The sequence below is a fragment of the Streptacidiphilus jiangxiensis genome (genome assembly GCF_900109465.1).
GTDB classification, from domain to species: Bacteria; Actinomycetota; Actinomycetes; order Streptomycetales; family Streptomycetaceae; genus Streptacidiphilus; species Streptacidiphilus jiangxiensis.
Genome location: NZ_FOAZ01000013.1, coordinates 225,504 through 250,556 on the forward strand (window position 1 = coordinate 225,504; position 25,053 = coordinate 250,556).

Here is a 25,053-nt window from a genome sequence, read left to right on the forward strand (position 1 = left end):
CCGGGCGCGTCCCAGCGGTCGACGAGGGTGCGCAGCTGGGCGAGCAGTGCCTCGCGTGCCTCGGTGTCGGCGTCGGCGTCGAGTGCCAGTTCGAGGGCGGCGAGGGAGGCGTTGGTGCCGGGCAGGCCGCCGTTCTCCTCGATGGCGAGGCGTTCGGTGAGCCAGCCGGCCAGGTCCTGCGCGCTCGGATGGTCGAAGACCAGCGTCGCGGGCAGGTCGAGGCCGCTGGCCGCGCCGATGCGGTTGCGCAGCTCCACCGCCGTGAGGGAGGTGAGGCCGAGGTCGCGGAAGGCGCGGTCCGCGGCGACGCCGGAGGCGCCGGTGTGGCCGAGGACGACCGCGGCTTCGGCGCGCACCAGCTCCAGCAGCAGGTCCTGGCGTGCGTCCGGTTCGGGGCGGGCGTCGAGCAGTTCCCGCCAGGGGGCACGGTTGGCCCGCGTGTGGGTGTCGCCGATCCCGCCCGCGACGGTGCTGTTGGACACGACCGCGTCCAGCCAGTACCGCTCGCGCTGGAACGGGTAGGTGGGCAGCGCCACCGGGCGCGGCCGCGCGGTGGCGAGCAGACCGGCCCAGTCGACGCGGACTCCGCGCACCGACAGCTCGGCCGCCGACAGCAGGAACCGTTCCAGGCCGCCGTGGTCGCGGCGGAGCGTGCCGACGACGACCGACGTCTTCGCCGTGCCGGCCCCCTCCAGGGTCTCCTGGAGCGGGACGGCCAGCACCGGGTGGGCGCTGATCTCGACGAAGGCCCGGAAGCCCGCGTCCGCGAGGGCGCGCACCGCCTCCTCGAAGCGCACGGTCTCGCGCAGGTTGGCGACCCAGTACCCGGCGTCGAGCGCGTCGCCGTCCTGCCACTGCCCGGTGACGGTGGACAGCAGCGGCACGGTACCGGTGCGCGGCGCCACCGGGCCCAGCAGGTCCAGCAGTTCGCCTCGCAGCTCCTCGACGTGCGGGGAGTGGGAGGCGTAGTCGACGGCCACGAGCCGGGCACGGACCTCCTCCGCCCGGTACTCGGCGACGAGCACGGCGACTGCCGTCGCGTCGCCGGAGAACACCACGGAGGACGGCCCGTTGACGACGGCGACGGACAGGGCGCCGGCGCGGCCCGCGATACGGCGTTCCACCTCGTCGGCGGGCAGCGGTACGGCGGCCATGCCGCCGCGTCCGGCCAGGGCGAGCAGCGCGCGGCTGCGCAGCGCGACCACGCGGGCGCCGTCCTCCAGGCTGAGCGCGCCGGCGACGACGGCCGCGGCGATCTCGCCCTGGCTGTGGCCGACGACGGCGTCGGGCTCGACGCCGTGGGCCCGCCACAGTTCGGCCAGCGCCACCATGACGGCCCACAGCGCGGGTTGGACCACGTCGACGCGGTCCAGGCCGGGCGCGCCCGGGACGCCGCGCAGCACGTCGAGCAGCGACCAGTCGGTGTGCGGGCGCAGCGCCTCGGCGCAGCGTCGCAGGGCGTCGGCGAACTGCGGGGCGCTGTCGAGGAGCCCGACGGCCATGCCGGCCCACTGCGAGCCCTGACCGGGGAAGACGAAGGCAATCTTGCCGTCGACGTCCGCCGTCCCGGTGACCAGGCCCGGCGCGGGCAGGCCGGCCGCCAGGGCGTGCAGGCCCTCCGGAGCGTCGCCGACCAGGACGGCGCGCTCCGGGAAAGCCGTCCGGGTGGTGACCAGCGCGTGGGCGACGTCGACAGGACGCGGCGCGTCGGGCTCCTCGCCTTCGACCAGATCGGTGATCAGGTCGGCGATGCGGTCGGCCTGGTGGCGCAGGGCCTGCGGCGTGCGGGCCGAGAGCACCCACGGCACCACCGCGGGCGCGTCCGCCTCCGGCGCCGGTGCCGGTGCGGGCTGCGGCGGGGCCTGCTCAATGATGACGTGGGCGTTGGTTCCACTCACACCGAAGGAGGAGACGCCCGCGCGCAGCGGCCTGGTACGGCTGGGCCAGGGCCGCGCCTCGGTCAGCAGCCGGACCTGGCCCGCCTCCCAGTCGACGTGCGGGGTGGGCTCGTCCACGTGCAGGGTCCGGGGCAGCAGGCCGTGCCGCAGCGCCTGAACCATCTTGATGACGCCGACGGCTCCGGCGGCGGCCTGGGTGTGGCCGACGTTGGACTTGAGCGAGCCGAGCCAGAGCGGGTCGTCCTCGGGCCGTTCCTGACCGTAGACGGCGAGCAGCGCCTGGGCCTCGATCGGGTCGCCGAGCCGGGTGCCGGTGCCGTGGCCCTCGACGGCGTCGACCTGGTCCGGTGTCAGGCCGGAGGCGGCGAGCGCCTGGCGCAGCACGCGCTGCTGGGCGGGACCGCTGGGCGCGGTCAGGCCGTTGGACGCGCCGTCCTGGTTGACGGCCGAGCCACGCACCACCGCCAGCACCGGATGCCCGTTGCGGCGCGCGTCGGAGAGCCGTTCGACCAGCAGCACGCCCACGCCCTCGCCCCAGCCGGTGCCGTCGGCGCCGGCCGCGTAGGCCTTGCAGCGGCCGTCGGCCGACAGGGCGCGCTGGCGGGAGAACTCGACGAACGTGGTCGGCGTGGACATCACCGCGACGCCCCCGGCGAGCGCCAGGTCGCACTCGCCGCTGCGCAGCGACTGGGCGGCCAGGTGCAGCGCGACCAGGGAGGAGGAGCAGGCGGTGTCGACGGTGACTGCCGGGCCCTCGAAGCCGAAGGTGTAGGAGACGCGTCCGGAGGCGACACTGCCGGCGCTGCCGTTGCTGAGCCAGCCCTCCAGCTCGGCCGGGATCTCCCGGACCCGGGGCGCGTAGTCGTGGTACATCAGCCCGGCGAAGACGCCGGTGCGGCTGCCGCGCAGGGTGGTGGGGTCGATGCCGGCGCTCTCCAGCGCCTCCCAGCCGGTCTCCAGCAGCAGGCGCTGCTGCGGGTCGGTGGCCAGCGCCTCGCGCGGGGAGATGCCGAAGAACTCGGCGTCGAAATCGGCGGGACGGTCCAGGAAGCCGCCGCTGCGAGTGTAGGAGGTGCCGGGGCGGTCCGGGTCCTCGGAGTAGAGCGCGTCGAGGTCCCAGCCTCGGTCGTCCGGGAAGGAGCCGACGGCGTCGCGGCCATCGGCGACCAACCGCCACAGCTCGTCGGGCGTGGTGACGCCGCCGGGCAGGCGGACGGCCATGCCGACGATGGCGATGGGCTCGTCCTGCGGCCGGTGTGCCGGCGGTGTACTTACGCGGACGGCTTCCGTCCCCGTCCCCGTCAACTCGGTGAGCAGGAACGCGGCGAGCGCGGCAGGGCTCGGGTGGTCGAAGACCAGCGTCGCGGGCAGCCGCAGACCGGTGGCGGCGCCGAGGCGGTTGCGCAGTTCGACGGCGGTCAGCGAGTCCAGGCCCAGGGCGGTGAACGGTCGCTGCGGCGCGACCGATCCGGCGTCGGTGCCGAGGACGAGGGCCACTTCGGCGCGGACCAGACGCAGGACGGCGGTCAGCCGATCGGCCTCGTCCGGCAGGACCTGCAACTCGGTCGCGAGCGTGCCCTGGTCCGTTGTGCGGGCCGAAGTCCCGACGGCCGTGCGGCGAGTGGGCGGCGCGAGTGTGCGCAGCAGGGGCGGGATCTCGCCACGGGTCCGCAGGGCGGCCAGGTCGAGCGGGGCCGGGACCAGAGCCGCCGGGGCAGCCTCGCCGGTGGCGACGTCGAAAAGGCGGAGGCCTTCGGCCGTGGGCAGCGGGCGGATGCCGAGCCGGGCCAGGCGGGCCAGGTCGGTGCGGCCCAGGTGCCCGGTGATGCCGCTGGCCTGCTCCCACTGCCCCCAGGCCAGCGCGTGCGCGCGCAGGCCCTGGGAGCGGCGCAGGGCGGCGAGGGCGTCGAGGAAGGTGTTCGCGGCGGCGTAGGAGCCCTGGCCCGGGCTGCCGAGGACGCCCGCGACGGAGGAGTAGAGCACGAACGCGTCCAGGTCCTGGCCGGCGGTCAGTTCGTGCAGGTGCCAGGCGGCGTCGGCCTTGGGGCCGAGGACGGTGGCGAGCCGCTCCGGAGTGAGCGCGCCCACGACGCCGTCATCCAGGACTCCGGCGGTGTGCACGACCGCGCGCAGCGGGTGGGCGGCGGGGGTCGCCGCGAGGACGGCGGCGAGCTGGTCGCGGTCGGCGGCGTCGACCGCTGCGAAGGTGACCTGGGCGCCAAGCGCCTCCAGCTCGGCGCGCAGTTCGGGTGCGCCGGGCGCGTCGGCGCCGCGCCGGGAGAGCAGCAGCAGGTGCCGGACGCCGCGCTCGGCGACCAAGCGTCGGGCGAGCTCGCTCGCGAGGACGCCGGTGCCGCCGGTGAGCAGCACGGTGCCGTCGGCGCGCCACACGTTCGGGAGGGCCGGGGCGGCTTCGGCCCGCACCAGGCGCGGCACGAGCAACGTGTCACCGCGCAGGGCGAGTTGGTTCTCGCCTGCCGCGAGCGCCGTAGCGACCGCCTCACGCAGAGCGTGGCCGTCATCGTCCGCGTCGACGAGGAGCAGCCGGTCCGGGTGCTCGTTCTGGGCGGAGCGGATCAGGCCCCAAACGGCGGCGGCGGCCGGGTCAGGGCTCTCGCCGGGCAGGGCGACCCCGTGCCGGGTGACGACGGCGAGCCGCTGCCCGTCCGTCGCCGGGTCGGCGGTGAAGCGCTGGATCTCGGCGAGGGCGTGCGCGAGCAGCGCGCGGGTCCGCTGCGGCGGCGTGCCCTCGGTGTCGGGGCAGCGCAGCACGGTGACGGCGGGCGCCTCGGCGGGCTGGGTCGCCTGGCGCAGAGGCTGCCAGTCCAGGACGAACAGCGCGTCGCGGTCGTAGCCCTGGTCGGGCTGCGGAGCGGCGACCGGACGGGTCGTCAGGGTCTCGATGCCGAGCACCGGACGCCCTGCCGGGTCGGCGGCGAGCAGGGTGAACCGCTCGGGTCCGTGGGCGGTGACCCGGACGCGTAGGGTGGTCGCGCCGCCGGCGTGCAGGCGGACGTCGCGGTAGGCGAAGGGGAGCCGCGCGGTGCCGTCCGCGCCAAGCAGGGCCGGGAGTTGCAGGGCGGCGTCGAGCAGGGCCGGGTGCAGGCCGAAGGCCGACGCGTCGGCGGTGGGGCTGTCGGGCAGCTCCGCCTCGGCGTAGGCGGTGTCGCCGTCGAGCCAGATCCGGCGCAGCCCGCGGAAGGCGGGGCCGTAGTCGAGTCCGGCGGCGGCGAGGGCCGCATAGGCGTCCTCGACGGCGTACGGCTCTCCTGCCGGGGGCCAGTCGGCGAGGTCCTGGGGCGGGACGGCCGGGTCGTCGTCGCTGGCCAGGACTCCGCTCGCGTGTCGCAGCCAGGTGCCCGCGCCGGTGCGGGCGTGGACGGTGAAGGGGCGGCGCCCGTCGGGACCGGCCGCCGAGGCCTCCAACTGGAGGTGCAGGGCCTCGTGCTCCGGCAGCGACAGCGGGGCCTCGACGACGAGTTCCTCCAGCACGGTCGCGCCGAGCTCGTCGCCCGCGCGGACGGCGAGTTCGACCAGGGCCGCGCCGGGGAGGACGGCCCGGCCCTGGGCTTGGTGGTCCGTCAGCCACGGGTGCGTGCGCCGGGCGAGGGTGCCGCTGAGCAGCAGGCCGTCGGAGGCGGGCAGCAGGGTGACGGAGTCGAGCAGCGGGTGCGGTGCCGTGCCGTGACCGGCGCGGCGCGGCTCCAGCCAGTAGCGGCGGCGCTGGAACGGGTAGGTGGGCAGGGCGACGCGGGCCGGCCGTGCGGGTGCGAACCAGGCGGCCCAGTCGACCGGGTGGCCGGCCACGTGCAGCCGGCCGAGAGCGCTGAGCAGCGTGCTCACCTCGTCCCGGTCGCGGCGCAGCAGTGGGACGGCGAGCGAGGCGTCCGCCACCGCCTCGACGAGCGCGGTCAGGGTCGCGTCCGGTCCGACCTCGACGAAGGCGGTCACACCGGCCGCGTCCAGCGCCTGGACCGCGTCGGCGAAGCGGACCGGCTCGCGGACCTGGCGCACCCAGTACTCCGGATCCGCCCACAGTTCCGGGGCGGCGACGGTGCCGGTCAGGGTGGAGACGACGGGGATCTGCGCGGGCGCGTAGGTGAGCGAGCGGGCGACGCGCGCGAAGGCGTCCAGCATCGGTTCCATCCGTGCGGAGTGGAACGCGTGGCTGACCCGAAGCCTCCGGGTGCGGCGGCCGAGCGCGGCGAAGTGCGCGGTGACCCGCTCGACCTCGTCCTCGTCGCCGGAGACGACCACCGAGTCGAGCCGGTTGACGGCGGCGATGTCGATGCCCGGGACGAGAACCGCCCGGACCTCGTCCTCGGTGGCCTCGACGGCGGCCATGGCGCCGCCGCGCGGCAGCTCCTGCATGAGGCGGGCGCGGGCGGCGACGAGCGTGGCCGCGTCGCGAAGCGACAGCACACCGGCAACGTGGGCGGCGGCCAGCTCGCCGATCGAGTGCCCCGCAACGGCGTCGGGCCGGACCCCGAGGGATTCCAGCAGCCGGAACAGCGCCACCTCGACGGCGAACAGGGCCGGCTGGGTCGTTCCGGTCTCGTCCAGCTCGGCGCCCGACTCGATCGCCTCGGCGATCGGGAAGCCGAGCAGCGGGTCGAGTGCGGCGGCGACAACGTCGAAGGCTGCCGCGAAGGCGGGCACCTGACGGTGGAGCTCCCCGGCCATGCCGAGGCGTTGGCTGCCCTGGCCGGCAAAGAGGAAGGCGAGGCTGCCGGCGGTCGCTGCGGTGCCGGTGATCGCCTCGGCCTCGCCGGTGGCAAAGGCGCCGAGCTGGTCGGGGCCGCCGAGGACGACGGCGCGCTCCTCCAGCGCGGCGCGGGTGGTGACGAGGGAGTACGCGGCGTCCACGGGACGCGTCGTGTCCAACCCGTCGGCGAGGCGGGCGGCCTGCTCGCGCAGGGCCTGCGGGGAGCGCGCGGAGAGCACCCACGGCAGCAGGGCGGGCGACGGGACGTCCGGCTCCTCCTGCACGGGCGGCTCAACGGGGGCCTGCTCCAGGATGACGTGCGCGTTGGTGCCGCTCACGCCGAACGCGGACACCGCCGCACGGCGCGGACGCTCCCGCTCGGGCCAAGTCTGCGTCTCCTCCAGCACCCTCACCGCGCCGGACTCCCAGTCCACGTGCGGCGACGGCTCGTCCACGTGCAGCGTCTTCGGCAGCACCCCGTGCCGCAGCGCCTCCACCATCTTGATCACACCCGCCACACCGGCAGCGGCCTGGGTGTGACCGATGTTCGACTTCACCGACCCCAGCCAGAGCGGGTCGTCCTGCGGACGCTGGTCCCCGTAGACCGCGAGCAGCGCCTGCGCCTCGATCGGATCACCCAGCGTCGTCCCGGTGCCGTGCGCCTCCACCGCGTCCACCTGGTCCGGCGTCAGGCCGGAGGCGGCGAGTGCCGCACGCAGGACGCGCTGCTGGGCGGGTCCGCTGGGCGCAGTCAGGCCGTTGGAGGCGCCGTCCTGGTTGACGGCGGAGCCGCGCAGCACCGCCAGCACGGGGTGGCCGTTGCGGCGCGCGTCGGAGAGGCGTTCGACCAGCAGCACGCCGACGCCCTCGGCCCAGCCGGTGCCGTCGGCCGCCGCGGCGAACGCCTTGCAGCGGCCGTCGGCGGACATGGCGCGCTGCCGGGAGAACTCGACGAAGATCGTCGGCGAGGACATCACCAGCACTCCGCCCGCGACCGCGAGGTCACTCTCCCCGCTGCGCAGCGACTGTGCGGCCAGGTGCAGGGCGACGAGCGAGGATGAGCAGGCGGTGTCGACGGTGACCGCCGGGCCCTCGAAACCGAAGGTGTAGGCGACCCGGCCGGACACGACGCTGCCCGCGTTGCCGATGCCGAGGTACGCCTCCAGTTCCGCCGGAACCTGCTGGCCGGCGCCCGCGTAGTCGCGGCCGGAAATGCCGGCGAAGACGCCGGTGCGGCTGCCGCGCAGCGCGGTCGCGTCGATGCCGGCGCGTTCGAACAGCTCCCAGGTCGTCTCCAGCAGCAGGCGCTGCTGCGGGTCGAGGGCGGGTGCCTCGCGCGGCGGGATGCCGAAGAACTCGGCGTCGAAGTCGCCGATGGAGTCCAGGAAGCCGCCGTGGCGGGCGTAGGAGGTGCCGGGACGGTCGGGGTCGGCGCTGTAGAGGTGCTCCAGGTCCCAGCCGCGGTCGGTCGGGAACTCGGTGAGGGCGTCGACGCCGTCCGCGACAAGCCGCCACAGGTCCTCCGGGCTGCGCACGCCGCCCGGGTAGCGGCAGGCCATGGCGACGACCGCGATCGGGTCGTCGTCAGGGCGGGTCGACACGACGGGCGCGGCCGAGGCGTGGTCCGGCTCGTCGGCGCCGCCGAACTCGGCGGCCAGCCAGTCGGCGAGGGCCTGCGGGGTCGGGTGGTCGAAGACCAGCGTCGCAGGCAGGCGCCGGCCCACCGCCGAGCCGAGACGGTTGCGCAACTCGACGGCGGTGAGGGAGTCGAAGCCCTGGTGGCGGAAGGCCTTGCCCGGGTCCACAGCCGACGCGTCGGACCGTCCCTGGACGAGGGCCGCCTGTTCGCGCACCAGTGTCAGCAGGGCGCGGCGCCGCTCGGCGGCCGGCAGGGCGGCGAACCCGCCCGCCTGGGCCTGTCCGGTAGAGACGGGCGCGCTGGGCACGGGGGAAGCGAGAGACAGTTCGGCGGCAAGCGGGTGCCGTCGTCCCCGGTAGAAGGCGGACCAGTCCACGTCGGCGACGACGAGCGGTTCCTCGTCGTGGTCGATGATCCGTCCCAGCGCGGCGACGGCCGGCTCCGCCGGGAGGGAGGCGAGGCCATGGCGGGCGAGCTGCTGCTCGGCCCCGTCGGCGGCGATGCCCGCCCCGGCCCAGTGGCCCCAGGCCACGGCGGTCGCGGGCAGTCCGGCGGCACGGCGGCGGGCGGCCAGGGCGTCGAGGTAGGCGTTGCCGGGCGCGTAGTTGGCCTGACCAGGGATGCCGCTGACGCCCGCGAGCGAGGAGAACAACACGAAGGCGTCCAGCTCCAGAGCGGCCGTGCGGCGGTCCAGCAGGTCCGCCGTGCCGGTCTTGGCGCGCAGCGCCCGGGCGAGCTGCTCGGGCGTCAGCTCCGTGATCAGGGCGTCGTGCAGCTCGGCGGCGGTGTGGACGACGGCCCGCAGGGGCAGCTCGTCCGGGACGGCGGCCAGGACCGCGTCGAGCTGCCGCGCGTCGGCGAGGTCGGCGGCGGCGAAGCTCACCCGTGTTCCCAGGGAAATCAGTTCGGTGCGCAGTGCCTCGGCTCCGGGGGCGTCCGCGCCCCGGCGGCTGACCAGGAGCAGGTGCTCGGCCCCGCGTCCGGCGAGCCAGCGGGCGACGTGGCCGCCGAGCGCGCCAGTGCCGCCGGTGACCAGGGTGGTCCCGGTGGGCCGCCAGGGCTGCGGGTCGCCGTCGGCGCCCGTGGGCGGCGCTGGCACCAGACGCCGGGCCAGGACGCCGCTGCCGCGCACGGCCAACTCCGCCTCGCGTTCGGCGCGGCGGTCGGCGAGGCGGGCCGCGGCCTGCCGCCACAGGCTCGCGTCGGCGTCGGCCGAGAGGTCCAGCAGACCACCCCACAGGCCCGGGTTCTCCACGGCCGCGATCTGGCCGAAGCCCCACAGCAGCGCCTGCTCCGGCTCGGGCGCGGTGTCGCCGGGGCCGGTGGTGACGGCGTTCCGGGTGGCGTACCACAGCGGCGCGACGGTCCCGGCGTCGTCGAGCGCCTGGGTGAGCGCGACGGTGGCAGCGTGGGCCCAGGGCAGTGCGGGGTGGTCGGGATGATGGCCGTCTCCCAGGGCGAGGAGCGAGAGCACTCCGCCCAACGGCTCGCCGCCCAGCGCGTCCGCGAGCCAGGCGCGGTCGGCGTCGTGCGGGACGTGGATCCGGCGCACGGCCGCGCCGCGCGCGGCCAGGGAGGTGGCCGCGGCGCCGGCCCAGGGGTGATCGGCGCGGTCCTCGGGCACGACCAGCAGCCAGGTGCCGTCCAGGCGGGTGGCCGGGGGCTCGCTGACGGGCCGCCAGACGACGCGGTGGCGCCAGGCGTCCGCCGTCGACTCCTCGCGGCGGCGCTCCCACCAGGAGGCCAGCGCGGGCACGACCGGCTCCAGCGCGGTGCTGTCCACGCCGATGGCGCGGGCGAGGCGGTCGGTGTCCTGCTCGGCGACCAGCTCCCAGAAGGCGTTGCCGGTGGTGCCCGCTACGGTGGCGGACACCAGCTCGGGAGAGCGGGTCGCGTCGAGCCAGTAGTGCTCGCGCTGGAAGGCGTAGCGAGGCAGGTCGACGCGGCGCGGGGCGGCGTCACGGAAGACGGGCGTCCAGTCGACGCGGACACCGCGCACGTGGAGGGCGGCGAGCGAGGTGAGCCAGCGGCGCGGGCCGCCCTGGCCACGGCGCAGAGTGCCGGTGACGACGGGGTCGATCACGTCGGGGGTGTCGGCGAGCGTGTCCTCGATGGCGCCGGTCAGCACGGGGTGCGGGCTGACCTCGACGAAGACGGTGTGGCCGGTGTCGGCGAGGCCACGCACCGCCTCCTCGAAGCGCACGGTCTGCCGCAGGTTGCGGTACCAGTAGGCGGCGTCGAGTGCGGCCGTGTCCTGCCAGGTGCCGGCGACGGTGGAGTACAGCGGCACGCTCCCGGCGCGGGGGGCGATGCCGTCGAGGACGCGCAGCAGTTCGTCGCGCAGGGCTTCGGTCTGCGGGGAGTGCGAGGCGTAGTCGATGTTGACGCGGCGCACCTCGACGCCCTCGGCCCGGTATTCGGCTTCCAGCGCGGCCAGGGCCTCCAGGTCGCCGGTGGCCACGGTCGCGGCCGGGCCGTTGACGACGCCGATCCCCAGGCGCCCGGCGTATCGGGCGTCCAGGCGGGCGTCGACCTCGGCGCGGGGGCGCGGCACGGAGAGCATGCCGCCGTGGTGCGAGAGCGAGGCCAGCAGGCGGGCGCGGCGGACGACGATCAGCGCGCCGTCCTCCAGGGTGAGACCGCCCGCGACGACGGCGGCGGCGACCTCGCCCTGGCTGTGGCCGACGACGGCGTCCGGGGTGATGCCGTGGGCGCGCCACAGTTCGGCCAGCGCCACCATGACGGCCCACAGCGCGGGCTGGACCACGTCGACGCGGTCGAAGTCCGGTGCGCCCTCGGCGCCCTGGACGACGTCGAGGAGGGACCAGTCGGTGTGCGGGGCGAGCGCGGCGGCGGCGGCGCGCAGGGTGTCGGCGAAGACGGGAGCGGTGTCGAGGAGTTCGCGGGCCATGCCGGCCCACTGCGAGCCCTGGCCGGGGAAGACGAAGACGACCTTGCGGTCGTCGTCGCCCGCGGTGCCGGTGACGGCCTCGGCGCCGCCGGTGGCGAAGGCGCGGAGCTGGTCGGGGCCGCCGAGGACGACGGCGCGCTCCTCCAGCGCGGCGCGGGCGGTGACGAGGGAGTGGGCAGCGTCGACCGGGCGCGGCGCGTCCGGGCCGTCCAGCTGGTCGGCGAGGCGGGCGGCCTGCTCGCGCAGGGCCTGCGGGGAACGGGCGGAGAGCACCCACGGCAGCAGGGCGGGCGACGGGACCTCCGGCTCCTCCTGCACGGGCTCCTCGGCGGGCGCCTGCTCCAGGATGACGTGCGCATTGGTGCCGCTCACACCGAACGCGGACACCGCCGCACGACGCGGACGCTCCCGCTCCGGCCACGCCCTGGCCTCCTCCAGCACCCGCACCGCACCGGAGTCCCAGTCCACATGCGGCGACGGCGCGTCCACGTGCAACGTCCTCGGCAGCACACCGTGCCGCAACGCCTCCACCATCTTGATCACACCCGCCACACCCGCAGCCGCCTGCGTGTGACCGATGTTCGACTTCACCGACCCCAACCACAGCGGATCGTCCTGCGAGCGCTCCTGCCCGTAGACCGCGAGCAGCGCCTGCGCCTCGATCGGATCACCCAACGTCGTCCCGGTACCGTGCGCCTCCACCGCGTCAACCTCGTCCGGCGTCAGACCGGCGTCCTCCAGGGCGGCACGGATCACCCGCTGCTGCGAGGGACCGGAGGGCGCGGTCAGCTGGCTGGTGCGGCCGTCCTGGTTGACGGCCGAGCCGCGCAACACCGCCAGCACGGGGTGCCCGTTGCGGCGCGCGTCCGACAGGCGCTCCAGCACCACGACGCCGACGCCCTCACCCCAGGCGGTGCCGTCGGCGGCGGCCGCGAAGGCCTTGATCCGGCCGTCGCGGGCGAGCCCGCGCTGCCGGGAGAACTCGATGAACATGCCAGGCGCGGCCAGCACCGTGGCGCCCGCCGCCAGGGCGAGGGTGCTCTCGCCGCTGCGCAGCGAGCGCGCGGCCAGGTGCAGGGCGACGAGCGAGGACGAGCAGGCGGTGTCGACGGTGACGGCCGGGCCCTGCAGGCCCAGGGTGAAGGCGATGCGCCCGGAGGCGACGCTGGTGGTGGTGCCGGTCAGCACGTAGCCGTCGGTCTGCCGGGCCGGGAGGTGGTGCAGGCTCGGTCCGTACTCCTGGGCGATGACGCCCGCGAAGACGCCGGTGCGGCTGCCGCGCAGGGCAGTCGGGTCGATCCCGGCGTGTTCCAGGGCCTCCCAGGCGGTCTCCAGCAGCAGGCGCTGCTGCGGGTCGGCGGCGAGCGCCTCGCGCGGGGAGAGTCCGAAGAACGCGGCGTCGAACTCGCCGGCCCCGTAGAGGAAGCCGCCGTGGCGGGCGTAGCTGCGGCCCGGGCTGTCGGGGTCGTCGTCGAAGAGGTGGTCGAGGTCCCAGCCCCGGTCGGCCGGGAAGGGGCCGATCGCGTCGCGCTCCTCGGTGACCAGGCGCCACAGCGCGTCCGGGGTGTCGACGCCGCCAGGCAGGCGGCAGGCGGTGCCGACCACGGCGATCGGGTCGTCGTCCTGGTGGTTCGCCTCCGCGCGGGCCTCGGCCTCGCGCAGGAGCCGGCGGGTCTCGTGGAGCTCGGTCGCGGCCCGGTTCAGGTAGTCGCGGAGCTTTTCCTCGTGCGTGGTCATCGGTCGTGGGCCTCTCGGGACAGTCCGAACTCGTGGTCCAGCAGGGCGAAGATCTCGTCGTCGCTCGCGTCGGCGATGCGCTCGGCGAGGTCCTCCGCGCCGGCGGCAGGCTCCTCGTGGCTCACGGGGAGCTCCGCCGCCGGCTGTTCCGGCGCGGGGAAGAGGCGCTCAAGCAGGTGTGCGGCGAGCGCGGCCGGGGTGGGGTGGTCGAGGGTGACGGTGGTCGGCAGGCGCAGTCCGGTGACCTCGCCGAGCCGGTTGCGCAGTTCGATCACGCCGAGTGAGTCGAACGCGGCGTCCATGAAGCCGACGCCGGGGCGGATCGCCTCCGGCCCGGGGTGGCCGAGGACGGCGGCGGCCGCGCGGCGCACCAGCAGGACGAGCCGCCGTTGCCGCTCCGGCTCCGCGAGCGGCGCCAGCTCGGCCAGCAGGAGAGCGGGACCGTCGGGCTTGACGGCCGTCCGTGTCGGGGCGGGCGCCCTCACGGCGAGCCCGCGCAGCAACGGGGAGGTGCCGCGGGTCGGGTCGAGCACGGCGGTCGCCAGCAGGGATTCAGGGGCCGTCCACGCAGCGTCGAAGAGGGCGAGCGCCTGCTCGTCCGTCATCGGCGCCAGGCCGGTCGCGCCGAGCCGGGCCGTCTGCGTGTCGTCGAGCTCCGCCGCGAGCCCGCCCGCCTGGGCCCAGTGGCCCCAGGCGAGGGAGATCCCGGGCAGGCCGCGGACCCGGCGGTGCTGCGCGAGTCCGTCCAGTTCGGCGTTGGCGGCCGCGTAGTTCGCCTGCCCGGGGTTGCCGAGCAGGCCGACGGCGGAGGAGAAGAGCACGAAGGCGCGCAGGTCGAGACCGGCGGTGGCGCGATGCAGGTGCCAGGCAGCCGTGGACTTGGGCGCGGCGACGGCGTGCAGCCGCTGCGGTGTCAGCGCCTCCAGCGGAGCGTCGTCGAGGACGCCCGCCAGGTGGACGACGGCCGTCAGCGGATGCTCGGGCGCGATGCCTGCCACCAGGCGGGCCACGGCGTCACCGTCGGCGACGTCGCAGGCGACGGCCTCGGCGTGGGCGCCGAGTGCGACCAGGTCGGCCAGGAGCTGCGCGGCGCCCGGCGCGGCCGGGCCCTGACGGCCGGCCAGCAGCAGCCTACGGACCCCGTGCCGCTCGACCAGCCGCCGGGCCACCAGCGCGCCCAGGGCTCCCGTGCCGCCGGTGAGCAGCACGGTGCCGTCCTCGGCGGCAGGTGGCTGCGGCAGGGTGACGACGAGCTTGCCGGTGTGCTTGGCCTGGCTGAACCTGCGCAGTGCGGTGGGCGCGTGCCGGATGTCCTGGGCGGTGACGGGGAGCGGTCGCAGGCTCCCGTCGGCAAAGCCGGTGAGCAGGTCGACGAACATGGACTTGACCAGGTCGGGGTCCACGTCGAAGAGGTCGAACGCCTGGTAGCGCACGCCTGGATGGTCGGCGGCCACCTGGGCGGCGTCGCGCAGGTCGGTCTTGCCGAGCTCCACGAAGCGTCCGCCGTCGCCGAGCAGGCGCAACGAGGCGTCGGTGAACTCGCGGGCCAGGGAGTTGAGCACGACGTCCACGCCCGTCCCGGCCTGCCCGTCCGGCCCTGCATCCCTGAACGCGGTCTCGAAGTCGAGGGTGCGGCTGGAGGCGATGCGGCGCGGCGCGACGCCGAGGCCGCGCAGGACCGGCCACTTGCCAGGGCCCGCGGTGGCCAGCACCTCCGCCCCGGCGCGGTGTGCGAGCTGGACGGCCGCCTGGCCGACACCTCCGGCGGCCGCGTGGACCAGTACCCGCTCCCCCGGTTGCAACCTGGCGAGCTCGAACAGGCCGTAGCGGGCGGTGAGGAACGCCACCGGCACTCCGGCCGCCTCCGCCCAGCCCCAACCCGCCGGGATCGGCGCCAGCAGGCGGTGGTCGGTCACCGCCACCGGGCCGAGCGTGCCCTGGACAAGTCCGAAGACCCGGTCCCCCGGGCGCAGCGCGGTGACACCGGGCCCGGTCTCCAGGACCACGCCGGCGGCCTCGGCACCGATCAGGGCACCGCCCGGGTAGAGGCCGAGCGCGATCAGCACGTCGCGGAAGTTCAGCCCGGCGGCGCGCAGGGCGAGCCTCACCTCGCCGGGCCCGAGGGACCGTTCGGCCTCCGGGGCGGGGAGAAGGGCGAGACTGTCCAGGCTGCCGGGCCGCTCGGTGTCGAGCCGCCACGCCCCTGTCCCGTCCGGCAGGGCGAGGGTGTCCCCGGCGCGGGGACGGGCGAGTACGGGCAGCAGCACCTCGCCGGCGCGCAGGGCGAATTGGGCGTCACCCCGGTCCAGGGCGGTGGTCAGCGCCTCGTCGCTCTCCTGTGTGCCGTCGACATCGGCGAGCAACAGCCGGCCGGGGTGCTCGGCCTGCGCGGTGCGCACCAGGCCCCAGACGGCCCCGGCGCGAGGATCGGGCACGTCCTCGCTCGGGTCCACCGCAACGGCGTTCCGGGTCACCAGGGCGAGCCTGGCTCCCCCGGCGTGGTCCTCGTCCAGCCAGGCGCGGATGCGCGCCAGGGCCTCGTCGGCGTCCGCGACGCGCGCCACCGCCGTCGTCGCCTCGGGTGCGCCCTGGTCCGGGTCGGGCGCGACCGGTGTCCAGGCCACGGCGAAGCCGCGCTCGGGCCCGGGTGTGCCGAGCGCGACCGACTGGCGCAGCGTCAACCGGTCGACGGTGAGCAGGGGTGCCCCGCTCGCGGCGTCGACGAGGTCGAGGGCGACGGCGTCGTCGCCCAGCGGGCGGATGCGGGCCCGCACGGGTCCGTCGAGGGGCCGGTGCACGGTCACCCCGTGCCAGGCGAAGGGGACGCGGGGGCGGGTCAGGCCCTGCGTCCCACCTCCGGTCAGGGCGACGACGGCGTGGAGGACCGCGTCCAGCACGGCGGGCTGGACCGCGAAGCGCCCGCCCGGAGTCTGCTCGGCCGCCGACGTCTCCGCGAACACCGTCTCCCCCGCCCGTCGCGCGGCGGTGAGCAGTCGGAAGGCGGGGCCGTAGCCGTAGCCAGCGGCGGCCAGGTCCGTGTAGAGCGTGTCGACGTCCAAGCGCTCCCCCGCGTCGCCCTCCCACGGCGACGGGGACGCAGGACTGGTCTTGGCGGTGACCGTCGCGGTGGCCAGACGGCGCCATGCCTCTTCACGCGTGGAGCGCGCGTGCAGGGTGACCGACCGACGCGCCTCCGTGTCGGCGGCCCCGACCGCGAGTTGCAGGTGGACCGGCCGCCCGGGTGTGAGCGGCAGCGGAGCCTCCAGCGTGAGCTCCTCCACGTGGGCGGAGGCCGTCTCGGCGGCGGCGCGCAGCACCAGGTCCAGGAAGGCGGTGCCCGGCAGCAGGACCTGGCCGTCGACCGCGTGGTCGGCGAGCCACGGGTGCCGGTCGAGCGACACGGTCCCGGTGAGGATGCTCCCCGCCCCGTCGGGCAGGTCGAGGACGTTGTCGAGGAACGGGTGGTCGGGCGCCTGCTCCCCGGCGGGGCGTGGCGCGGGCGGGGCGAGCCAGTGGCGGGTGCGGCGGAACGGGTAGGTCGGCAGCGGCACGTGCGCGGCCCGGCCCGACGGGAAGGCCGGTGTCCAGTCGACGGGCACCCCCTCGACGTACAGGCGGGCGAGCGCGGTCAGGAAGGCGTCCGGCTCGGGGGTTCCGGCGCGCAGGACCGGCGTGGCGAGCGGCGCGTCCGCCTCCACCCCGTCCGCGTCCGCTCCGTCCGCGTCCACGTCCACGGCCTCGCGGACGAGCGCGGTCAGCACCGCACCCGGGCCGAGCTCCAGGTAGGCGCCGGTGCCCTCGACTGCGAGGGTACGCACGCCGTCGTGGAACCGGACGGCCGCGCGGACGTGGTGCGCCCAGTAGTCCGGGTCGGCCAGCTCCTCTGCCGTGGCGATGCGCCCGGTGAGGTTCGAGACGACCTGAGTGTGCGGGGCGGCGTAGCGCAGTCGCGCGGCGACCTCGCGGAACTCGGCCAGCATCGGCTCCATGTGCGGGGAGTGGAAGGCGTGGCTCACCGTCAGCAGCCGGCTGCGGCGCCCGCCCTGCTGCCACCTGCGGGCGAGGTCGTGCACCTCATCGGCGTCGCCAGAGACGACGACCGCACGCGGGCCGTTGACGGCGGCGAGCGCGACCGACCCGCCGCGACCGGCGAGCAGCGGCGCGACGTCGTCCTCCGAGCCCTCCAGCGCGGCCATCGCGCCGCCGCCGGGCAGCGCCTGCATCAGGCGCGCCCGCGCGGCGACCAGCGTCACGGCGTCGTCCAGGTCCAGCACCCCGGCGATGTGGGCGGCCGTCAACTCGCCGACGGAGTGGCCGAGGAAGCGTCCGGCGCGCACACCGAAGGACTCGGCGAGCCGGTACAGCGCCGTCTGCAGCGCGAACAGGGCGGGCTGGGTGTAGGCGGTGCGGTCCAGCAGCACGGCCTCGGCCGTTCCCGGCGCCGCGAACAGCACTCGGCGCAGCGGCACCTCCAGCTCCCGGTCGAAGCGTTCGGCGACGGCGTCGAGCGCCCGCGCGAACACCGGATACGCCGCATACAGCTCCTTGCCGGCGCCGGGGCGCTGGCTCCCCTGGCCGGAGAGCAGCACGGCGATGCTGGGGGCCGTCCCGGCGACGCCCTGCGCCGCCGCGTCGCCACCGGCGGCGAACGCCCGCAGGCGCTCGGCCCGTTCGTCCGGACCGGCGCCCAGGACGACGGCTCGGTACGGGAAACGGCTGCGTGCGGTGGCCAGCGCGCGGGCGGCGTCGGCGTCGAGAACCAGGCCGGGCGCCTGCGCGAGACGCCGCGCCTGGGCGCGCAGCCCCTCCTCGTCGCGGGCCGACAGCAGCAGCGGGATCGTTCCCGCGGCCGCGGCCGCGGCCGACGGCTCGTCGGACTGTCGGGCGGGTTCCTGGTAGGGCGGCGCCTGTTCGATGACGACGTGCGCGTTGGTGCCGCTGATCCCGAAGGAGGAGACCCCGGCCCGGCGCACACGCCCCTGGTCTGGCCAGGGTGTGGTGCGGTCGAGCAGCCGCACCGCGCCGGCGGTCCAGTCGACGTGCGGGGACGGCGCGTCCAGGTGCAGCAGGCCGGGCAGAACGCCCTCGCGCAAGGCCTGGACGGTCGCGATGACGCCGGTGACCCCGGCGGCGGCCTGGGTGTGGCCGATATGGGACTTCAACGAGCCGAGCAGCAGCGGCCGGCCGGCCGGGCGCGCCGTCCCGTGGACGGCGATCAGGGCGCGTGCCTCGATCGGGTCGCCGAGGGTGGTGCCGGTGCCGTGCGCCTCGACGGCGTCGATGTCGGCGGGCGTCAGCCCGGCGTCGGCCAGGGCGGCGCGGATCACGCGCTCCTGGGCCGGGCCGTTGGGCGCGGTCAGTCCGTTGGAGGCGCCGTCCTGGTTGATCGCGGTGCCGCGGACGACGGCGAGCACCGGGTGCCCGTGGGCCCGGGCGTCCGACAGCCGCTCCAGCAGCACCAAGCCGACGCCCTCGGACCAGGCGGTGCCGTCCGCGGCGGCCGCGAACGGCTTGCAGCGACCGTCACGGGCGAGGCCGCCCTGGCGGCTGAACTCGGTGAACATGCCGGGGCTGGACATCACGGCGGCGCCGCCGGCGAAGGCCAGGTCGCACTCGCCGCGCCGCAGCGCCTGCACCGCCAAGTGCAGCGCGACCAGCGACGAGGAGCAGGCGGTGTCGACGGTCAGCGCCGGGCCCTGCAGGCCGAGGGTGTAGGCCAGCCGCCCGGAGGCGACGCTGGTGAGGCTGCCCGTCAGGGCGTGCCCCTGGTAGGCCTCGGGGGTCTCGTGCAGGCGGGGCCCGTACTCCTGCGCGGTGATGCCGAGGTAGACGCCGGTGCTGCTGCCGCGCAGGTCGGCGGGAACGATCCCGGCCCGCTCGCACAGCTCCCAGCCCGCCTGCAGCAGCAGCCGCTGCTGCGGGTCGGCCGCCGCGGCCTCACGTGGGCTGAGGCCGAAGAAGTCGGCGTCGAACAGGTCGGCGTCGTGGAGGAAACCGCCGTGGCGGGTGGCGGAACGGCCCGGACGGGCTCCGGCCGGGTCATGGAGGGCGTCGAGGTCCCAGCCGCGGTTGTCCGGGAACGGGCCGATGGCGTCACGCCCGGAGAGCAGCAGCTCCCACAGGGCCTCGGGGGTGTCGGCGCCGCCGGGCCAACGGCCGCTGAGCGCGACGATCGCGATCGGCTCACGCGGGTCGTCCGTGCGTACCGGTGCGGGTCGGTTCCCTGGGCGGCTCCCGGTGGTGCCCGTCAGGTGGCGCACGACCTCGCGGGCGGTGGGGTGGTCGTAGGCGAGCGTCGCGGGCAGGGTGAGGCCGGTCGCGGCGGCGAGGCGCTCACGGAACTCCACCGCGGCGACGGAGTCGAAGCCCTGGTCCTTGAAGCTGCGGTCGGGGTCGACCTGCTCCGGCCCGGACTGACCGAGCACCAGCGCCGCGCTGGCCCGCACGGTTTCCAGCAACTCCTCCGGGGACGTCCCCTGCTGCGCCCCGGTCCCGGCTACAGGCTCGGCCACGGACTTGGGCTCGGGCGCGGGCGTGTCCGGTCGGTCCGGGGTGGGCGCGGGAGCGGTGGCTCCGTCGAGCCAGAGGCGACGCCGCTGGAAGGCGTAGGTCGGCAGCGTGACACGCCCGTGAACGGGCCCGAGGAGGCGCTCCCAGTCCACCCGGCCACCGCGGGCGTGCAGTTCGGCCAGCACCGAACGGAAGCGGTCCGGTCCGCCCTGGTCGCGGCGGAGCGTCCCGAGCGCCACACCGTCGTCCTCCAGCACCGGGGCGACGGCGGGGACCAGCACCGGGTGCGGGCTGCTCTCGACGAAGACCCGGTGGCCGTCCGCCCGCGCCGCCCGCACGGCGTCCTCGAAGCGGACGGTGCCGCGCAGGTTGCGGTACCAGTAGGCGGGAGTGAGCTCGGCCGGGTCGATCCGGCCGCCGGTGACGGTCGAGTAGATCGCGACCGAGGTCTCACGAGTGTGCACGCCCTCGAGCAGGGACGGCAGCACCTCGCGCAGGGGCTCCACCTGCGGCGAGTGCGAGGCGTAGTCGACGGGGATGAGCCTCGCCCGCACGTCCTCCGCCGAGAGACCCGCCACGATCTCCCGCACCGCGCCGCGGTCCCCCGAGATCACCGTCGCCTCGGGCCCGTTGACGGCGGCAACGCCGACCTGGCCGGCCCAGGGCGCGATCCGTTGCGCCGCCTGTGCGTGCGGCAGTTCGAGTGACGCCATGGCACCGGCCCCCGGTCCGCCGAGGGCCGCGATCGCACGCGAGCGCAGCGCCACCACGCGCGCCGCGTCGACCAGGCTGAGCGCCCCGGCGACGTGCGCGGCCGCGATCTCCCCCTGGGAGTGCCCGATGACGGCGTCCGGACGCACGCCGTGCGCCTCCCACAGCCGGGCCAGCGACACCATCACCGCGAACAGGACGGGCTGAACCACGTCGGGCCGTTCCAGGGCGGGTGCGCCGGGCGCGCCGGTCAGCACCGCCTCCAGCGACCAGTCGACGTGCGGGCTGAGCGCCTGCTCGCAGGCGCGGATGCTCGCGGCGAACGGCGCCGAGACGCCGAGGAGTTCGCGGGCCATGCCGTCCCACTGGGATCCCTGCCCGGGAAAGACGAGCACGGTCCCGCCGCCCTCGCCCCGGGCCAGGCCGCGGACCACCGCCACGCTCTGGCGCCCGGCGGCGAGGTGCGCGAGCCCGTCCCGCAGACCGCCGAGGTCGGCGGCGTGGACGACGGCCCGGTGATCGAAGGCGGTGCGGGTGGTGGCCAGGGCATGGGCGAGCTCGTGGGGAGCGATCCGCGGGTGGCGGTCCAGGTGGTCGAGCAAGGCCAGGGCCTGACCCTGGAGCGCCTGCGGCGACCGAGCCGAGAGCGGCCACAACAGACCGCCGGGAGGCGCGGACGCGTCGGACCGGTTCGCACCGTCGGCCGGGCCAGTGGCGTCAGTCGGGTTGGCGGCGGGCGGTTCGGCAAGGACGACGTGGGCGTTGGTGCCGCCGACGCCGAAGGAGCTGACGCCCGCGACGAGGCGCTGGTCCGGGCGCGGCCAGGAGCCGTGGCCGGTGCGCAGGTGCAGGCCGAGGGCGTCCAGGTCGATGGCCGGGTTCGGGGTGCGGAAGTGCAGGCTGCCGGGCAGCTCACGGTGCCGCAGGCTCAGCACCGTCTTGAGCAGACCCGCCAGCCCGGCGGCGCCCTCCAGGTGGCCGATGTTGGTCTTCACCGAGCCGACGTGCAGTCGCTGCCCGTCCTTGCGGGCGCCGAAGGCGGCACCGAGTCCGGCCGCCTCGACCGGGTCGCCGACCTTGGTCCCGGTCCCGTGCAACTCCACGTACTGGACCTGGTCCGGCGAGACACCCGCGTCAGCCAGGGCCGCGGCGACGACCTCGGCCTGGGTCGGCGCTCCCGGAACGGTCAGGCCGTCGGTGGCGCCGTCGTTGTTGACGGCGCTGCCCAGCAGCACCGCGTGCACCGGGTCCCCGTCCGCGAGGGCCCGGGCCAGAGGCTTGAGCACCAGCAGAACCGCGCCCTCCCCGCGCGCGAACCCGTTCGCGTCGGCGTCGAAGACCCGGCAGGCACCGTCCGGCGAGAGCGCCCCGAAGCGGTCGAGCGCCGTCGTGCTCTCCTCGGCGAGGTTCAGTTGCACGCCCGCCACGAGGGCGGCGTCCACCTCGCCGGACCGCAGGCTCTCCAGCGCCAGGTGGACCGCCACCAGCGAGGAGGACTGCCCGGTGTCGACGGTCAGGCTGGGACCGCGCAGGCCGAGAGTGTAGGAGATCCGGTTCGCGAGGATGCCCCGGTTCACACCGGTCAACGCGTGCCGGCCCGGCGCCCCGCCACGACGGTGCGTCAACAGCGCCCAGTCCCCCGCCGTGGCACCGACGAACACGCCCGTGCGAGTGCCGTGCAGGGTGCGCGGACGAACGGCGGCGTCCTCCAACGCCTCCCATGCCAGCTCCAGCAGCAACCTCTGCTGCGGGTCGGCGGCGGACGCCTCGGCCGGGGCGATGCCGAAGAACTCCGGGTCGAACGCGTCGACCTGGGTGAGCCATCCGGCCCGCTGCCCCGACGCCGCTCCCCCAGCGGCGACCCGCTCCGGGCCGGGCTCGTCCACGGCGTCGGTGGCCGAGGCCAGCAACCGCCAGAACTCCCCGGGATCGGCCGCTCCGGGAAGACGGCACGCGAGGCCGACGACCGCCACGGGCCCCGCCTGGCCTTCACCGCCGCCGCGCACTCGGGTGGCTGTCTGCTCTGCCATCGCGCCTGACCACTCCTCAACCGGATTCCGTTGGTCTCTTCGGAATCCAGCTTTCGGTGGCACGCGCCCTGAGCTAACCCCTAACGGCCCCCTGCCCGACCCCTATCGCCCGTGCGAGGGCCGGGCAAAGGACCGCGCAGCTGCCGCCGAAGGACGCGGGCAGTTCAGCCGGCGAGTTCGCGCGCCCCGGCCAGGCGGGTCCGCAACTCGATGCGGCTGCGCACGCCCAGCTTGCGGTAGACGCGGGTGAGGTGCTGCTCCACCGTGCTCACCGTGACGTGCAGGCGCCGTGAGATGTCACGGTTGGTCATTCCGGCGGCGGCGAGTTCAGCCACCCGCTGCTCCGCGTCGCTCAGGCGCCCCGCCGAGTCGGCCTGCGCCTGCTCGCCGACCCCGGTGCGCTGGACGACTCCGGAGAAGACGTCCCCGCCCCCGTGCGGTGGATGGCTCCGAGCGGATGAACCGCCCACCAAAGCGCGCTCAAGTGCCCTGGCTCTGCCGGGATCACCGAACGCCCGGCAGGCTTCGGCAAGTTCCGCACGTGCTTCGCCCACGGCGACTACGTCGCCTGACTGCTCCAGCTGCGCGACGGCCTGCTCCAGCGACGCGACCCGCTCGGCACCCCCTGCCGTGGCCGCGCGGGCCCGCAGGGCCAGGCCGCGCGCGCGTGGACTGCCGGCAGCGCCCAGTCTGCCGAGTTGCTCGTCGACGAGCCGGCGTGCGGCGGCGGCGCGACCCATCGCCAGCTCCGCCCGCGCCGCGCCGACCCGCCACAACCCCACTCCGGTCAGCTGGTCGACACCCAGCTGCGCGGCCAGGTGACCGCCGTCACCGAACAGCGCGCGGGCCTCCTCGGGGCATCCCTTCGCCAGCAGGTGCTCGGCGCGGGCGAGCAGGTGGCGCAGTCCGGCGACACTGCCTCGCAGGTCTTCGTCCGTCGGTTCGTCGAGCAGATCACCTGCCTGCTCATGCCGGCCCAGCGCGGTGGCAGCCCCGATCGCGGTGGTCAGCCAGACCAGACGCGCCTCCGCGCTCGTGCCTGGCTCGGCGTCGGCGAGCAGGGTGCACGCACGGTCGAGTGCCCAGCGCGGGTCGCCGAGCCGAAGCGCCGTCTCGGCCTGGGCTGTGCCCAGAATCCCGATCCATCCCGCGCCGCACTGTTCGCGGGTCCGTTCGGCGAGCACGGCCGTCCAGTGTCCGGCCCGGTCGGCCCGGTCGGCGTAGAGCAGGGTCGTCAGCGCCGAACCGAGGGAAGCGGGAGCCAGGCCGCCCAACAGGCCCTCACGCAGGACTCGTTCGGCGCGCGGAACGATCACGCGCGGGTCTGCTCCGGCCAGGAGAGCCTGGAGTGTCCGGGCGCCGGTGTCCTCGGCCTGACCCTCGGCACGCGCCGCCGAGGCCGGGGCGGTGAACGACCCGCTGCCGGAGTCGAACGCGGCGACGAGGGCTCGCAGGGGGCGATGACCCTCCTCTGTGACCCACGCCCCGCCCGAGGCAACCCGCGAGGGCTCCAGGTCGGGCTGGGCCCCGCTCTCCGTCGTCCCGGCTCCGGTGCCGTTCGCGATCACCACGACGTCCGGGCGGTCCTGAGCGACGCCGGACCCCGGGAGAAGGGCCACGGCCTGGTCCCCCGGAACACGGAACACGGTCGGTGCGATCTCCGCCTGCCGTCCCTGGCGGTGTCCGGCCGCGGCGCGACGCGCCTCGGCCACCATCGCGGCCGAGGCGCCGTGGACGCTGAGCAGCTCCGCCGCGCGGCTCTGCAGCACGGCAAGTTCGTCCGCAGGAACGCCCGCGAGCAGGTCGCCGGCGACGGTTCCGTGCCGGAAGCGCCCCTCGTGCAGCAGCCCGGACGCCTCCAGCAGGTACAGTCCCCGGCTGAGCGAGTCCCGGCGCAGCAGGACCAGGTCCGCGAGAAGCTCCAGGTCGCTGGTGCCACCGCCGAGCGCGGCGATGCCCCGGGCGCAGCGCAGCGCCAGCGGGTCGATGCGATGGAGGCAGTTCATGACGGCTCGTCGGTAGTTCTCGCCCGCGTCGAGCATCACTGCGCCCGGCTGCTGATCGTCGATCAGGGCGGACACCAGCAGCGGATTACCTCCGGTCAGCTGGTATGCCTGTGTGCTCAGGGCACCGAGCGCCTCCGGTGCCACCACCGGCGCGAGCCGCGTCGCGACGACCGCCGGTGCGAAGAGGTCCAGGCGGATGCGCTGGTAGTGGCGCTGCCGGGCCAGCTCGACCTCGATCGTCGGATGTTCCGGCGTCATGGTCTCGCGTGAGCTCAGCAGCACCAGGACCTTGGCCCGCACGGTGCGGCGGACGAGGTAGACGAGGAACTCGAGCGACGCACGGTCGGCGTCCTGCCGGTCGTCCACCGCCAGCACCAGCGGGCGGCGCTCTGCGACGCGCAACAGCAGCGAGCTGAGGCCCTCCAGCAGCTCCACAGCCGCGCCGGCTCCTGGCGGGGCCGGCCGCCCGACCAGCCGCAACCCAGAGAGGGCCACGTCTTCGGGCAGGCCCTGGCTCTGGAACAGCTGCCGGACCACCCCGTAGGAGAACGACTTCTCCAGAGGCGCCCCTCCGGCGTGAAGCACCAGCGCGCCCGAGCGGGTCGCGTGACCCGAGAACGCGTCCAGCAGTTCGGAACGGCCGCTGCCGACGGAGCCGTGGATCACCACGACCCGGCCGCGACCCCGGAGACTCTCGTCGTAGGCCTCCTGCAGTCGGCGGAACTCGACCTCCCGTCCAGGAGGGGGGACGATCGGCTGCTCCTCGGTCAGGACGGCTGCGGCAGTGGCGTTCATCTGCTCTCCTAGCGCACGTCGTGAACCGCCGCCGGGCGCCGCTGCGCGTCGGTGGTTCACGGTAAGGCGGGCGATTCCTCTGTTGCCTGTTCGCCCGGGGAACGCCTCGAT

Annotated in this window: 2 protein-coding genes and 2 pseudogenes; all 4 read right to left on the bottom strand. The window is 75.7% G+C overall.

Annotation, left to right across the window (positions count from 1 at the left end; all coding sequences use genetic code 11):
• Positions 1-157: 157 nt before the first annotated feature.
• Positions 158-12,845, bottom strand: a pseudogene (locus BMY61_RS47875) (type I polyketide synthase); the annotation flags it as partial.
• Positions 12,834-12,890, bottom strand: a pseudogene (locus BMY61_RS48950) (polyketide synthase docking domain-containing protein); the annotation flags it as partial. The pseudogenes BMY61_RS48950 and BMY61_RS47875, both read right to left, overlap by 12 nt.
• Positions 12,887-22,141 (bottom strand): type I polyketide synthase, encoded by a 9,255-nt coding sequence (locus BMY61_RS24735; protein WP_082014843.1) that lies wholly within the window; start codon positions 22,139-22,141, stop codon positions 12,887-12,889. The pseudogene BMY61_RS48950 and the gene BMY61_RS24735, both read right to left, overlap by 4 nt.
• Before the next feature lie 164 nt (positions 22,142-22,305).
• Entirely contained in the window at positions 22,306-24,942 is a 2,637-nt protein-coding gene (locus BMY61_RS24740) for a helix-turn-helix transcriptional regulator (protein ID WP_042444331.1), read from the bottom strand.
• Between the last annotated feature and the right edge of the window lie 111 nt (positions 24,943-25,053).